3 protein-coding genes are annotated in these 15164 nt (G+C 42.9%); 2 read left to right on the top strand and 1 reads right to left on the bottom strand.

Annotated elements, in window-relative coordinates; all coding sequences use genetic code 11:
- Positions 1-201 precede the first annotated feature (201 nt).
- Together LG375_RS03235 and LG375_RS03230 are read left to right on the top strand one after the other, a co-directional pair.
- Positions 202-5724: an accessory Sec-dependent serine-rich glycoprotein adhesin gene (locus LG375_RS03235; RefSeq protein WP_225745278.1), complete on the top strand. Its 5523-nt coding sequence runs from the start codon at positions 202-204 to the stop codon at positions 5722-5724.
- A 272-nt stretch (positions 5725-5996) separates the two neighbouring features.
- Positions 5997-14441, top strand: coding sequence for an accessory Sec-dependent serine-rich glycoprotein adhesin (locus LG375_RS03230; protein WP_225745277.1), 8445 nt, complete (start codon positions 5997-5999; stop codon positions 14439-14441).
- 201 nt (positions 14442-14642) lie between these two features.
- On the opposite strand, the gene LG375_RS03225 is transcribed toward LG375_RS03230, so the two are convergent.
- A complete protein-coding gene (locus tag LG375_RS03225) occupies positions 14643-15086 on the bottom strand; it encodes a hypothetical protein (RefSeq protein WP_225745276.1) in 444 nt (147 codons plus the stop codon).
- Positions 15087-15164 lie beyond the last annotated feature (78 nt).

Below are 15164 nucleotides of genomic sequence, written 5' to 3'. Positions count from 1 at the left end.
GTAAAAATGCTATGAAATGAGCATTTTTAGTATTTATACAGCATAAAGCGTTTGCAATCTTTTTTGAGGGAAATAATAGTTTATATTAGAGCTTACAAGAATTTTATGATAAAATTTATCGGTGAGTTTTAATTCATAAAACAAGAATGGAGTAGATATGTTTTTTAGAAGGAACGAAGGGAATATCGCGAAACTGATCGCGTGACTCGTTTTAAATTGATTAAATCAGGTAAGCAATGGCTTCGTGCTGCGACATCTAACTTTGGACTTTTCAAGGTTGTTAAGGGGGGTGCGGATGCACCGTCAGTTTCAGCACAGAGTGTCGAGGAGAAAACACCAGTTCTCTCAGGACAAGCTCTACTTAAAGGGATTGCGGCGGCAGGTGCAGTGGCTGGAGGAGCAGTAGCTACTTACACTGCTCAAGCGGAAGAAACGACGACTCCGGCTTTGGAAAGTCAAGTAACTGCTAATCAAGATGTGGCAGTAAACTCTGAGTCAGTGGTATTGAGTGCAGCACCAGCTTCTGAAACTTCAGCAGTAGCATCAACAAGCCAAGAGTCTACAAGCTCATCAGTAGATGCTCAAGCAAGCACAGAAGCATCAGTTTCAGTATCACAATCTGTGTCTCAATCAATTTCTGCTGAATTGTCACAAGCTATCTCTGAATCTGCATCACTCAGCAAGGAGTACTCAACTTCTGATAGCCAGTCACAAACTGAAAGCACAAGTGGTTCAAATTCTGAATCAGCTTCTGATTCAGCAACTTCAACAAGCTCAGTTGCTTCAGAAACTGCAAGCCAAGATGATGAAAAATCTGTTTTGGACCAAAACGTTTCAGAAGCAGAATTACTTGTTAATATTGCTAAAAACTACCAAGCAAAATTGACAGACACAGCTGCTAAGGCTGAAATTCAAACGGCTATTACAACCGTTCAAGAAGAAGTCACTAAGTCAACGACATTGATCGCGGCATCAGCAACAAACGCAGCTTACGCAGAACAGCGTGAGCGTCTTGGTAATGCCGTCGATAACATGATGACCAAGCTGACAAATGCTGGTTTCAATGGGAACTCTACAGTGAATGGCACACCAGCTATCACTTCAAACCTTAACCTAGCGACTGGTGAAACTAAGGTGTATACAGGAACTGGAACAGACTCAAACTATAATGTTCCAATTTACTATACATTGAAAGTGACAAATGACGGGACAAATCTGAATTTTGTCTACACTGTTTCCTATGTTAATCCTGCAACATCAACCCTTGGGAATATTTCGAAGATGAGTCCTGGATATTCTATCTATAATACAGCATCATCAGATAAAACGATGTTTACATTAGGTAAAGGACTTAGTGCTCCGACAAGTGTAACAACTTATATTACAGATGTAAATGGTAATCAAGTTGCAAATCCTAGCGCGAATACTACACCAGTGGTGTCTCTAGGTAATAATGCTTACAATTGGGGAAATGGGTTCCAAATGAATGGTACTCAGGCCAAGAAAAGTTATGGTTTAACATCGACTTGGACTGCTAAAATCACTGGTGATGACACATCCTTCACATTCTCACCTTATGCAGGTAAGACTGATAATATTAGCGTTAATTTCTTTAATGGTAGTCAGGTTATCGAGTCAGAGTCTGAAGCTGATACAACGAGTGCATCTTTAAGTACATCTCAAAGCATCGTAGAAAGTGCTTCAACAGTAGAGTCTCAATCTGTATCAACAAGTAAGGTAGAATCTGCATCAGTTTCAGCATCTGAGTCAGAGGTTGTCTCATCTTCTCTTTCTCAATCAGAGGAAGCATCAGCATCCCTTTCAGAGAGTATTTCAGAAAGTCTTCTTGAAAGTGCCTCAACAAGTGCTTCAGTGAGCGCATCACAGTTGGAGTCAAATTCAGTCTCTGCTTCAGAGAGTGCATCAACGTCAACATCTCAGTCTGAGTCAAACTCAATTTCAGCATCTGAAAGTGCATCAACATCAACATCACAGTTGGAGTCAAATTCAGTCTCAGCTTCAGAAAGTGCGTCAACATCAACATCACAGTCTGAATCGAACTCAACATCAGCATCTGAAAGTGCCTCAACATCGATCTCTCAATCAATCTCAAATTACGAGTCAGCTTCAGAGAGTGAGTCAGTATCTGAATCGCAGTCAGTCTCAAACTCAGAGTCAGCCTCAGAGAGTGAATCAACATCAGCTTCACAATCCGAATCAAACTCAGTTTCTACTTTAGTGAGTGAATCAACGTCAGCGTCACAATCAGAATCAAATTCAGTTTCAACCTCAGAGAGTGAGTCAACGTCAGCGTCACAATCCGAATCAAACTCAGTTTCTACTTCAGAAAGTGAATCAACGTCAGCATCGCAATCCGAGTCAAACTCAGTTTCAACTTCAGAGAGTGAATCAACGTCGACATCACAATCCGAGTCAAATTCAGTTTCTACCTCAGAGAGTGAGTCAACGTCAGCTTCACAATCCGAATCGAATTCAGTTTCAGCTTCAGAAAGTGAATCAACATCAGCATCACAATCCGAGTCAAACTCAGTTTCAACTTCAGAAAGTGAATCGACGTCAGCTTCACAATCCGAATCAAACTCAGTTTCAGCTTCAGAAAGTGCATCAGTTTCAGAATCACAATCAGTGTCTAATTCCGAGTCAGCATCAGAGAGTGCATCAGTTTCAGAATCACAGTCTGTCTCAAATTCAGAATCAGCGTCAGTAAGTGAATCTATTTCAGAATCACAGTCTGTCTCAAACTCAGAATCAGCATCAGTAAGTGCATCAGTAAGCGAATCACAATCAGTGTCTAATTCTGAATCAGCATCAGAAAGTGCTTCTGTATCAGAATCGCAATCTGTATCTAATTCAGAGTCAGCATCAGAAAGTGCGTCAGTTTCAGAATCACAGTCTGCTTCAAACTTCGAGTCAGCATCAGAGAGTGCGTCAGTTTCTGAATCACAGTCTGTATCAAATTCAGAATCAGCGTCAGTAAGTGAATCAATTTCAGAATCACAATCAGTATCTAACTCAGAGTCAGCCTCAGAAAGTGCATCAGTTTCTGAATCACAGTCTGTTTCAAACTCAGAATCAGCCTCAGAAAGTGCATCAGTTTCTGAATCACAGTCTGTTTCAAACTCAGAGTCAGCGTCAGTAAGTGCGTCAGTTTCAGAATCACAATCAGTGTCTAATTCCGAGTCAGCATCAGTAAGTGAATCAGTTTCAGAATCACAATCAGTGTCTAACTCAGAATCAACATCAGAGAGTGCGTCAGTTTCAGAATCACAATCAGTGTCTAATTCAGAATCAGCGTCAGTAAGTGAATCAATTTCAGAATCACAGTCTGTCTCAAACTCAGAATCAGCGTCAGAAAGTGCGTCAGTTTCTGAATCACAATCAGTGTCTAATTCAGAATCAGCCTCAGTAAGTGAATCAATTTCAGAATCACAGTCTGTCTCAAACTCAGAATCAGCGTCAGAAAGTGCGTCAGTTTCAGAATCACAGTCTGTTTCAAACTCAGAATCAGCGTCAGAGAGTGCATCAGTAAGCGAATCACAATCAGTGTCTAACTCAGAATCAGCGTCAGAAAGTGCTTCTGTCTCAGAATCACAATCCGCTTCAACGTCAGAGTCAGCATCAGTAAGTGCTTCAATTTCAGCTAGTGAGTCTGCATCATTAAGTGAATCGCAAAGTGCAAGTACATCAGTGTCTGCTTCAGAGTCAGCATCATTGAGTACGTCAAGCTCATTGAGTGCTTCTGTATTTGAAAGCCAGTCTCAAGCCTTCAGTGCTTCAATTTCTACAATCATTTCAACTGTTGAGTCTATTTCGAACTCGGCTTCAAGCTTCATTTCAGCTAGTGAATCAATTTCAACATCTAACTCAGCATCATTGAGTGAGTCGGCGTCATTGAGTGCATCTGTTTCAGGTTCACAATCAGTATCTAATTCTGAAAGTACATCAGTAAGTGCTTCAGTTTCAGAATCACAATCAGTTTCAAATTCTGAGTCTGCATCAACAAGTGCCTCTATCTCAGAATCACAGTCTGTTTCCAACTCACTTTCAGAGTCAGCCTCAGCGAGTGTCTCTGCATCAGAATCAGCGAGCACATCAGTTTCTGTATCAGAGTCAGCGTCAGTGAGCACATCAGTTTCTGTATCAGAGTCAGCGTCAGCAAGCACATCAGTTTCTGTATCAGAGTCAGAATCATCAAGCGTATCTGCATCAGTCTCTGCGTCAGCCTCAGCAAGCACATCTGCATCTGAGTCAGCTTCAGCATCTGCATCAGAATCAGCAAGTGCATCTGAGTCAGCATCTGCATCAGAATCAGCAAGCACATCAGCTTCAGTCTCTGCATCAGAATCAGCAAGCACATCCGCTTCAGTATCTGCATCAGAATCAGTAAGCACATCCGTTTCAGTATCTGAGTCAGCTTCAGCATCAGCATCAGAATCAGCAAGCACATCAGCTTCAGTCTCTGCCTCTGAATCAGCTTCAGTGTCTGCCTCTGAATCAGCGAGCGCATCCGCTTCAGTCTCTGTCTCAGAATCAGTAAGCGCATCTGAATCTTCATCAGCCTCTGCGTCAGCGTCAGCGAGCGCATCCGCTTCAGTATCAGAGTCGGCGTCAGCAAGCACATCAGTTTCTGTCTCTGCGTCAGTCTCAGTAAGCACATCTGCATCAGCCTCTGCGTCAGTCTCAACAAGCGCATCCGCTTCAGTCTCTGCATCAGAATCAGCAAGCACATCCGTTTCAGTATCTGAGTCAGTCTCAGCGAGCGCATCAGACTCAGCAAGTGCATCCGCTTCAGAGTCAGTAAGCACATCTGCATCAGTCTCTGCGTCAGACTCAGCAAGTGCATCCGCTTCAGAGTCAGTAAGCACATCTGCATCAGTCTCTGCGTCAGACTCAGCGAGTGCATCAGTTTCAGTATCTGAGTCATCAAGCGCATCCGCTTCAGTCTCTGTCTCAGAATCAGTAAGCGCATCTGAATCTGCATCAGCCTCTGCGTCAGCGTCAGCGAGCGCATCCGCTTCAGTGTCTGCCTCAGAATCAGCGAGCGCATCTGAGTCAGCATCTGCATCAGAATCAGCGTCAGCAAGCACATCAGTTTCTGTATCTGCATCAGAATCAGTAAGCGCATCTGAATCTGCTTCAGCGTCAGCGAGCGCATCCGCTTCTGTATCAGAGTCAGCGTCAGCAAGTACATCCGCTTCAGTCTCAGAGTCGGCGTCAGCAAGCACATCAGTTTCTGTCTCTGCGTCAGTCTCAGTAAGCACATCTGCATCAGAGTCAGCGTCAGCAAGTACATCCGCTTCAGTCTCTGTATCAGAATCAGTAAGCGTATCTGAATCAGCTTCAGTGTCTGCCTCAGCGAGTGCCTCTGAATCAGCAAGTACATCAGTTTCTGTATCAGAGTCAGCTTCTACATCAGCATTCTTGAGTGCCTCTGAAAGCACAAGTGCTTCAACATCATTGAGTACTTCAGCAAGTCTTTCAACCTCTGCCTCAACAAGCGCTTCAGTGTCTGCCTCATTGAGTGCCTCAGAATCAACTTCTGAAGTGAAAGATCCTAAGCACAAACGTGGTAGCCAAGCGCTTCCTAAGACTGGTGAGGAAAACTCATCATTGTCAATGGCATTTGGTGCTTTGGCAACTGCAACAGGTCTCGCCTTTCTTGCTAAACGTAAGAAAGATGAAGAAGAAAGTGAAGACTTCTAAGTCTTAGTAAGTTTAATCATTATCTTTTAGCAAGATAATCAAATATCCCCTATCGATTAGAGTGATTTCCTAATTGGTAGGGGATTTTTTTAGTCTGATATTCTAAAAATACAAATAGTTTTAATAAGTCTTAGGGTTACCATTATTATCGTATTTTTAGAGATATGAAAGAAAGGATTAATCGCTAGAAAGCAATCTCGAAATGAGATTTTTTGCTTAATTTTATGATAAAATTTAAAGGAGTGTTTTAATCAAAAATAAATGGAGTATATATGTTTTTTAGAAGGAATGAAGGTCAATATCGTGAAACCGATCGTGTGACACGCTTTAAATTGGTTAAGTCAGGGAAGCACTGGCTTCGTGCGGCGACGTCGAATTTTGGTCTTTTCAAGGTGCTTAGAGGGGGTGTGGATACACCGTCTGTTGCTGCCCATCAGGTAGAGGTGGATGCACCTGCTTTTTCAGGTCAGACAGTGCTTAAGGGAGTGCTTGCAACGGGGGCCTTGTTAGGTGGTTCTGTTGTGACTCAAGTAGCTCATGCGGATGAAATGACTGATCAGTCGATTTTGGAAAGTGAAGCAGGAGCTAAGATTGATCTCTTGGCTGCATCTGATTCCGTTGTTCTTGGAAATATGGAGTCTGTGTCCAGTGTTCAAGAGAGTCAAGTAAATAGTCAAGTGTCATCTGAAACTGCGTCAAGTCAGACTTCGGAGGCTTCTTTGAGTGAGTCTTTATCACGCAGCCAATCGGTGTCTGCTTCTGAATTAGCTTCAAAATCGACATCCTTGTCATTGAGTGCCTCGCTTTCTGCTTCCTTGTCAGCTTCATTAGCTTCTAAGTCGGAATCAGTAAGTCAGATGGATTCCTCTTCACATAGTCTGTCAGAGAGCGCAGCTGAAAAATCATCAGAGCATAGTACAAGTACATCTGTTCAGTCAGTTAGCAAGAGTGATAGTAGTAGCGACACTAAAGTAGGGATGTCCCTCGTCAGCTCAGAGTCAACCTTGTTAAACGCTTCCTTGACATCTGAAGTGCAAACGAATCTCAAATTATCTGATACGGCGACTGGGCTGCTAGCTGCCTCGGTTGTGGCTGATGCTGAGCGTTTAGGACAAGAAAAGCGTCTCAAAGATTTAGCCTTAGACATTTATACCTATAAAGCTCAAGCTGTTGATTTGCCAAATACGGATATTGCTATTCTCAAGGGAGATAAAGCTTTGGATGCCATTCGTGTCAGTCTGGCTGATCGTGATAGTGATGTGTCTCCTACGATAACTCAGGCTCGTCAGGCTAGAAATAGTCTTGCCAATGCGGTGCTTCGTGCGACATCTGGTCAGCGTGATCCTCGTAATGGTTCTCGCATTGATGCTAATAGCAACCTCCGTACACCCCAGTATAATTTAGGTCTGGCTAACAATGCCTTGATTTCTGTTTATAACTCTGACTACATCAATCAGGCTTATAATGTTGTTGAAACCATTCCTACACGAAATAGTATTAAAAGTATTGGCTACGCTTCTGGTAGTGATCGTGTGAATGGCATCAACGTGCCTCAGACCTCTGCATTGAAAAATAGTGCAGTCGCCTTTAATATTGTGGGGACTGTTGGGCAGACAGAGGTCGTAACGCCTGGGAAAATTTATAATGTTTCTTTTGTAGTGACTAATACGGCTAGGCAGTCAGTGACACGTACGCTTCGTATTCAGGTTTTGCCACAAAATGATGGCATTCGTAATCCGATTACGGCGGTGACAACGGGGACTTATGTTAATGACACAAGTAATCTCGCTCAAGCCGAAAAAGATAAGGTTTGGGAGGCCTTTAAGACTGCTAACCCAAATATTGCCACTTCAAAGGACTTTAAATCTTATTCGGTTTCAGCATCTGGTGTGGTGACCATTACTTATAAAGATAACACCACAAATGATGTGACGGCTCCAGTGAAGCGACTTGCAGCACCAACGGTTGAAACGAGATTATTGGACAAGGCTTACACGCAGACACCTGTAACGGTGACAGGAGCTGAGCCAGGTTCTACAGTCGTTCTATATAATAATGACGACGAAGTGGGAACAGCAGTGGCAGATGCTTCGGGTCAAGCGATTGTGACGCCGACAGTTAAGTTACAAACAGGTGGTGTAACAGCCAAAGCTCGCATCATGTATGATAATTATGCGGTATACTCAGATGCCAGCAATTCCGTGGCTGTAACGGACGGAACGCGTCCTGAAGTGACGGCCAAGTTGACTGTCGATGGTGTGGAACCTAAGTCTACGCCTCTCGAAGGTGGTGGGAAAAACTATACCATCTATGCAGGCGATGATGCTGTTTTGACTTTCACGGCTACAGATGACAGTGGCAAGCTTAAAGAAATGAAAGTCGTTGCAAGAGCCGACTTGAATGACAATGCCTTGAACGGAAATTTCTTTGGTAGTAGCCAGTATGGAACAGGTAATATTGCACCGATTACGGGAGATATCACAGCAACGAGTGACAATCCTGCAACTATCACAGCGACCATTCATTTGAAAGATGATCTTTACCATTCCTTCCGAAACACATGGCAACGTAATGTTGCTGCTATCGACAATGCATCAAATATGAACCGTCCAAATGGCTTGGGTGAGATTCGTATTGCTCAGGGGCGATTAGCAGATCGTACGCCGGGTGTGGCACCGACAAGCACTATTCAGGTGACCAGCCTGACTGCCTTAACAGATGCAGATAAAAGCAAGATTATTGCGGCAGTGTCGGTCTTGAATCCAGAGGTTGCCAACCGTATTAAGTCTTATACGGTTAATAGCGATGGAACGGTAACGATTACTTATAAAGACAGTACGACGAATGTTGTGACGGTGAAATTGTCGGATAGTGATCACAGCCAGTCAGTGTCGCAAAGTGCCAGTCAGTCTAAGCAGGAATCGATTTCTCAAAGTCGAAGTGAGTCCGCTAAGCAGTCTGCGTCGACCAGCCTTTCATTGAGCAAGGTTGCTTCAAAAAGTGTTTCAAGTTCCTTGAGTTTATCAGCTCAACAGAGTGTTTCAAGATCACAAAGCCAATCTGCTTCAACGAGTGCGTCTTTGAGTGTCGTGAAATCGGCGAGCGTTTCAAGTTCTTTGAGTGAATCCTTGAAGACCAGCGTCTCACAAAGTGAGTCAGCTTCAACGAGTGCATCTTTGAGTGCCGTGAAATCGGCGAGCATTTCAAGTTCCTTGAGTGAGTCTTTGAAGACTAGCGTTTCGCAAAGTCAATCAGCCTCAACAAGTACATCTTTGAGTGCCGTGAAATCGGAGAGTGTTTCAAGTTCCTTGAGTGAGTCCTTGAAGACTAGCGTTTCGCAAAGTCAATCAGCCTCAACAAGTGCTTTTTTGAGTGCCGTGAAATCGGCGAGCGTTTCAAGTTCTTTGAGTGAATCCTTGAAGACCAGCGTCTCACAAAGTGAGTCAGCTTCAACGAGTGCATCTTTGAGTGCCGTGAAATCGGCGAGCATTTCAAGTTCCTTGAGTGAGTCTTTGAAGACTAGCGTTTCGCAAAGTCAATCAGCCTCAACAAGTACATCTTTGAGTGCCGTGAAATCGGAGAGCGTTTCAAGTTCTTTGAGTGAATCCTTGAAGACCAGCGTTTCGCAAAGTCAATCAGCCTCAACAAGTACATCTTTGAGTGCCGTGAAATCGGAGAGCGTTTCAAGTTCCTTGAGTGAGTCCTTGAAGACCAGCGTTTCGCAAAGTCAATCCGCTTCAACGAGTGCTTCTTTGAGTGCTGTTAAGTCAGAGAGTATCTCAAGCTCCTTGAGTGAGTCTTTGAAGACTAGTGTCTCACAAAGTGAGTCAGCCTCAGAGAGTGCGTCTGTTTCAGAATCACAATCTGTATCAAATTCTGAATCCGCTTCAGAGAGTGCTTCAGTATCTGAGTCACAATCCGTTTCAAACTCAGAGTCCGCTTCAGAAAGTGCATCAGTAAGCGAATCACAATCATTGTCTAATTCCGAGTCTGCATCTGCAAGTGAGTCGATTTCAGAATCACAATCATTGTCTACTTCAGAATCCGCGTCTGTAAGCGAATCAATCTCTGAGTCGCAATCAGTGTCAAACTCAACTTCAGCCTCAGTAAGTGCTTCAATTTCAGAGTCACAGTCTGTTTCAACTTCCGAGTCATCGTCAGTAAGTGAATCAGTTTCAGCTTCACAGTCTGAATCGAACTCAGTTTCATCGTCAGTAAGTGAATCAATTTCAGAATCACAGTCTGTTTCAACTTCCGAGTCAGCTTCAACAAGTGAGTCAGTATCTGAATCGCAGTCAGTCTCAAACTCAGAGTCAGCCTCAGAGAGTGAATCAACATCAGCTTCACAATCAGAATCAAACTCAGTTTCTACTTTAGTGAGTGAATCAATTTCAGAATCACAATCGGTTTCAAACTCAGAGTCATCGTCAGAAAGTGCTTCAGTAAGCGAATCACAATCAGTTTCTAATTCTGGGTCAGCATCATTGAGTGCGTCAGTGTCTGAATCACAATCAGTGTCTAATTCAGAATCATCGTCAGTAAGTGAATCAATTTCAGCCTCACAATCTGCCTCAAATTCCGAGTCAGCCTCAGCAAGTGCATCAGTGTCTGAATCACAATCTGTCTCAAACTCAGAGTCCGCTTCAGAGAGTGCTTCAGTTTCAGAGTCACAGTCTGTCTCAAACTCAGAATCATCTTCAGAAAGTGCTTCAATCTCTGAATCACAATCTGTTTCTAATTCCGAGTCGGCCTCAGAGAGCGAGTCGACATCAGCGTCACAATCAGAGTCAAACTCAGAGTCAGCTTCAGAAAGTGCATCAACTTCGACATCACAATCAGTATCCAATTCTGAGTCAGCTTCAGAAAGTGCATCAACTTCGACATCACAATCAGTATCCAATTCTGAGTCATCCTCAGTAAGTGCTTCAATTTCAGAGTCACAGTCTGTTTCAAATTCTGGGTCAGCATCATTGAGTGCGTCAGTGTCTGAATCACAATCAGAGTCTAATTCAGAATCATCGTCAGTAAGTGAATCAATTTCAGTCTCACAGTCTGTTTCCAACTCAGAGTCAGCATCAGAGAGCGAATCGATATCAGCGTCACAATCAGAGTCTAATTCAGAATCATCGTCAGTAAGTGAATCAATTTCAGTCTCACAGTCTGTTTCCAACTCAGAATCAGCCTCAGTAAGTGAATCAATTTCAGAATCACAATCTGTCTCAACTTCCGAGTCAGCCTCAGAGAGCGAGTCGACATCAGCGTCACAATCAGAGTCTAACTCAGTTTCAGCGTCATTAAGTGAATCTATCTCAGAATCACAGTCTGTCTCAAACTCAGAATCAGTCTCAATAAGTGAATCAATTTCAGAGTCACAATCTGTATCAAATTCCGAATCCACTTCGGAAAGTGCGTCAGTTTCTGAATCACAGTCTGTCTCAACTTCCGAATCCGCTTCAGAGAGTGCATCAGTGTTTGAGTCGCAATCAGTATCAAACTCAGAGTCAGTATCAGAGAGTGAATCAGTAAGCGAATCGCAATCAATTTCAAACTCAGCATCAGCGTCAGTAAGTGCGTCAATTTCAGAATCACAGTCTGCTTCAACTTCAGAGTCAGCGTCTGTAAGTGCTTCAATCTCAGAATCACAATCTGTCTCAACTTCCGAATCCGCATCAGCAAGTGCGTCAATTTCAGAGTCGCAGTCTGTCTCTAATTCAGAATCCGCATCAGCAAGTGCATCAGTAAGCGAATCACAATCAGTGTCTAATTCCGAGTCAGCGTCATTAAGTGAATCTATCTCAGAATCACAATCAGTGTCTAATTCTGAATCAGCATCAGAGAGTGCGTCAGTTTCTGAATCACAGTCTGTTTCAAACTCAGCTTCAGCATCAGAGAGCGAGTCGACATCGACATCACAATCCGAATCGAATTCAGTCTCAGCGTCAATCAGTGCGTCTGTTTCGGAATCGCAATCTGCCTCAACTTCAGAATCAGCGTCAGTAAGTGAATCTATCTCAGAATCACAATCTGCCTCAAATTCAGAATCAGCTTCAACAAGTGCTTCAGTTTCAGAATCACAATCCGTTTCAAACTCAGAGTCAGCTTCAGAAAGTGCATCAGTAAGCGAATCGCAATCATTGTCTAATTCCGAGTCTGCATCTGCAAGTGAGTCGATTTCAGAATCACAATCATTGTCTACTTCCGAATCCGCGTCTGTAAGCGAATCAATCTCTGAGTCACAATCAGAGTCGAATTCAACTTCAGCCTCAGTAAGTGCTTCAATTTCAGAGTCACAATCTGTTTCAACTTCCGAGTCAGCTTCAGCAAGTGAGTCAGTTTCGGAATCACAGTTTGTTTCAACTTCCGAGTCATCGTCAGTAAGTGAATCCATTTCAGAATCACAGTCTGTTTCAACTTCAGAATCCGCTTCAGAGAGTGAATCCATTTCAGAATCACAATCAGCCTCAACTTCCGAGTCAGAGTCAGAAAGTGCGTCAGTTTCAGAATCACAGTCTGCTTCAAACTCAGAGTCAGTGTCTGTAAGTGAATCCATTTCAGAATCACAATCTGTTTCAACTTCAGAATCAGCATCAGTAAGTGCATCAGTAAGCGAATCACAATCAGTCTCAAACTCAGAATCAGCCTCAGAAAGTGCTTCAATTTCAGCTAGTGAGTCAGCATCATTGAGTGAATCTCGAAGTACAAGTGCGTCAGTTTCAGCTTCTGAATCAGAATCATTGAGTACATCAAGCTCTTTGAGTGCTTCTGTATTTGAAAGTCAGTCTCAAGCCTTCAGTTCTTCAATTTCTGCAATCATTTCAACTGTTGAGTCTATTTCGAACTCCGCTTCAAGCTTTATTTCAGCTAGTGAATCGATTTCAACATCTAACTCAGCATCATTGAGTGAGTCGGCGTCATTGAGTGCATCTGTTTCAGGCTCACAATCAGTTTCTAATTCTGGGTCAGTGTCAGAGAGTGCATCAGTGTCTGAATTACAGTCAGTCTCAAACTCAGAGTCAACATCAGTAAGTGCTTCAATCTCAGAATCACAATTAGTCTCTAATTCCGAGTCTGTATCAGAATCACAGTCTGTTTCAAACTCAGTCTCTGTCTCAGAATCCGTTTCAAACTCAGAATCAACTTCTGTAAGTGAATCAGTCTCAGAATCACAGTCTGTGTCAACCTCAGTAAGTGCTTCGATTTCTACAAGTGAGTCTGTATCGTTGAGCGAATCGCAAAGTGCAAGTGCATCTGCATCAGAATCCGCTTCATCAAGCGTTTCAGTATCCGAGTCAGCATCTACATCAGTATTCTTGAGTGCCTCTGAAAGCACAAGCACTTCAGCAAGTATCTCAACTTCATTGAGTACATCAGCAAGTCTTTCAGCCTCAACAAGTGCATCAGAGTCAGCTTCAGCAAGTACATCCGCTTTAGTCTCAGCGTCAGAATCATCAAGCGTTTCAGCATTATTGAGTGAATCACAAAGTGCAAGTGAGTCTGTGTCAGAATCAGCAAGTACATCCGCTTCAGAATCCGAGTCGGCTTCTACATCAGCAAGTCTTTCAGCATCATCAAGTGTATCTGAGTCGTTGTCTGCATCAGCTTCAACTTCAGTAAGTGTGTCTGCCTCAGAATCTGCTTCAGCAAGTGAGTCAGTATCCTTGAGCGAATCACAAAGTGTAAGTGCATCAGAGTCTGTATCAGCAAGCACATCTGCTTCAGTCTCAGCGTTAGAATCAGCGAGCGTATCCGCTTCAGTATCTACGTCAGCCTCAGTAGGTGCGTCAGAATCAGCCAGCACGTCTGAGTCAGCATCAACAAGTACCTCTATCTCAGAATCACAGTCTGTTTCAAACTCAGTCTCTGCATCAGAATCAGCGAGCACATCAGTTTCTGTATCTGAGTCAGCGTCAGCGAGCGCATCCGCTTCAGAAAGTTCTTCGATTTCAGCTAGTGAGTCTGTATCGTTGAGTGAGTCGCAAAGTGAAAGTGCATCAGCCTCAAAATCAACATCATCGAGCGTTTCATCATCATTGAGTGACTCACAATCAGTCTCAGTAAGTGCTTCGATTTCTACAAGTGAGTCTGTATCCTTGAGCGAATCACAAAGTGTAAGTGCATCAGAGTCTGTATCAGCAAGTACATCTGCTTCAGTCTCAGCGTCAGCATCAACAAGCGTATCCGCTTCAGTATCTACGTCAGTCTCAGTAAGTGCTTCGATTTCAGCTAGTGAGTCAGTATCGTTGAGCGAATCACAAAGTGTAAGTACATCAGAGTCTGTATCAGCCAGCACGTCAGAGTCAGCATCAACAAGTGAGTCTTTATCGTTGAGCGAATTACAAAGTGCAAGTGTATCTGTCTCAGAATCAGCCAGCACGTCTGAGTCAGTCTCAACAAGTGCCACAGTCTCAGAATCCGCTTCATCAAGCGTTTCAGTATCAGAGTCAGCTTCTACATCAGCATTCTTGAGTGCCTCTGAAAGCACAAGTGCTTCAACAAGTATTTCAACATCATTGAGTACTTCAGCAAGTCTTTCAACCTCTGCCTCAACAAGTGCCTCAGAATCAACTTCTGAAGTGAAAGATCCTAAGCACAAACGTGGTAGCCAAGCGCTTCCTAAGACTGGTGAGGAAAACTCATCATTGTCAATGGCATTTGGTGCTTTGGCAACTGCAACAGGTCTCGCCTTTCTTGCTAAACGTAAGAAAGATGAAGAATAGGTCGAAGATTATTCGTATTTCAGAATTGTAATAGTCTTTGCAATGTTCAGATAAGCGCAAAAAAACACCTTCATGTTAGCTAACCATTCTAGCTAGAAGGTGTTTTTTGATTTGGAGATGTTGTGATAGTTTCAAAATGGAACAAACCTTTTGAAATACTAACGACTACATAAAAATAGGAGACCACTTAAACATGGACTCCTATTTGTTGGTTTTCTCATTATCTTGTTTATACATCACTGTTCCCACAGTTACGAGAATAGTTAACAGAATCGGTATAAATCGAAAAACTCCCCAGTCAGGGTCATAAGCCAAAAGGACAGAAGCTATATAAAAAATGATGCTTGTGTATAAGAAGTTTTTATTACCTTTTTTACGACCAATACCTGTTAAAATAGTTGCAATGATAAAACTAATCAAACTAGGTGCTAGGAAAATTATTATAAGCATTCCCCAAGGATTTGACAGACCTAAGAGCAAGAATAAGACAAGATAGACTATGGCTAAATAAAAGGCGACTGCAAGGAAAATAGAAGCAGCCCTGTTGTCTGGAGCATTCTTCTTAATGAGCTCTTGATTATTGAACTCTTGACCAGTCTTACCCTTATCTTGGCTTGTGTTGAAGTTTGTATGTTGTACTGACATCTTTCTCACCTACCCCTCTATTTGTGTCTAAATAGGTTAATTCTTTCACCTTTATTATACTCCTTTTTTCCTTAGTTT

The organism is Streptococcus sp. Marseille-Q3604, assembly GCF_916619785.1.
Lineage (GTDB): Bacteria > Bacillota > Bacilli > Lactobacillales > Streptococcaceae > Streptococcus.
The sequence above is the reverse complement of the archived record's forward strand: the minus strand, read 5'-3'. Positions and strand labels throughout refer to the sequence as shown.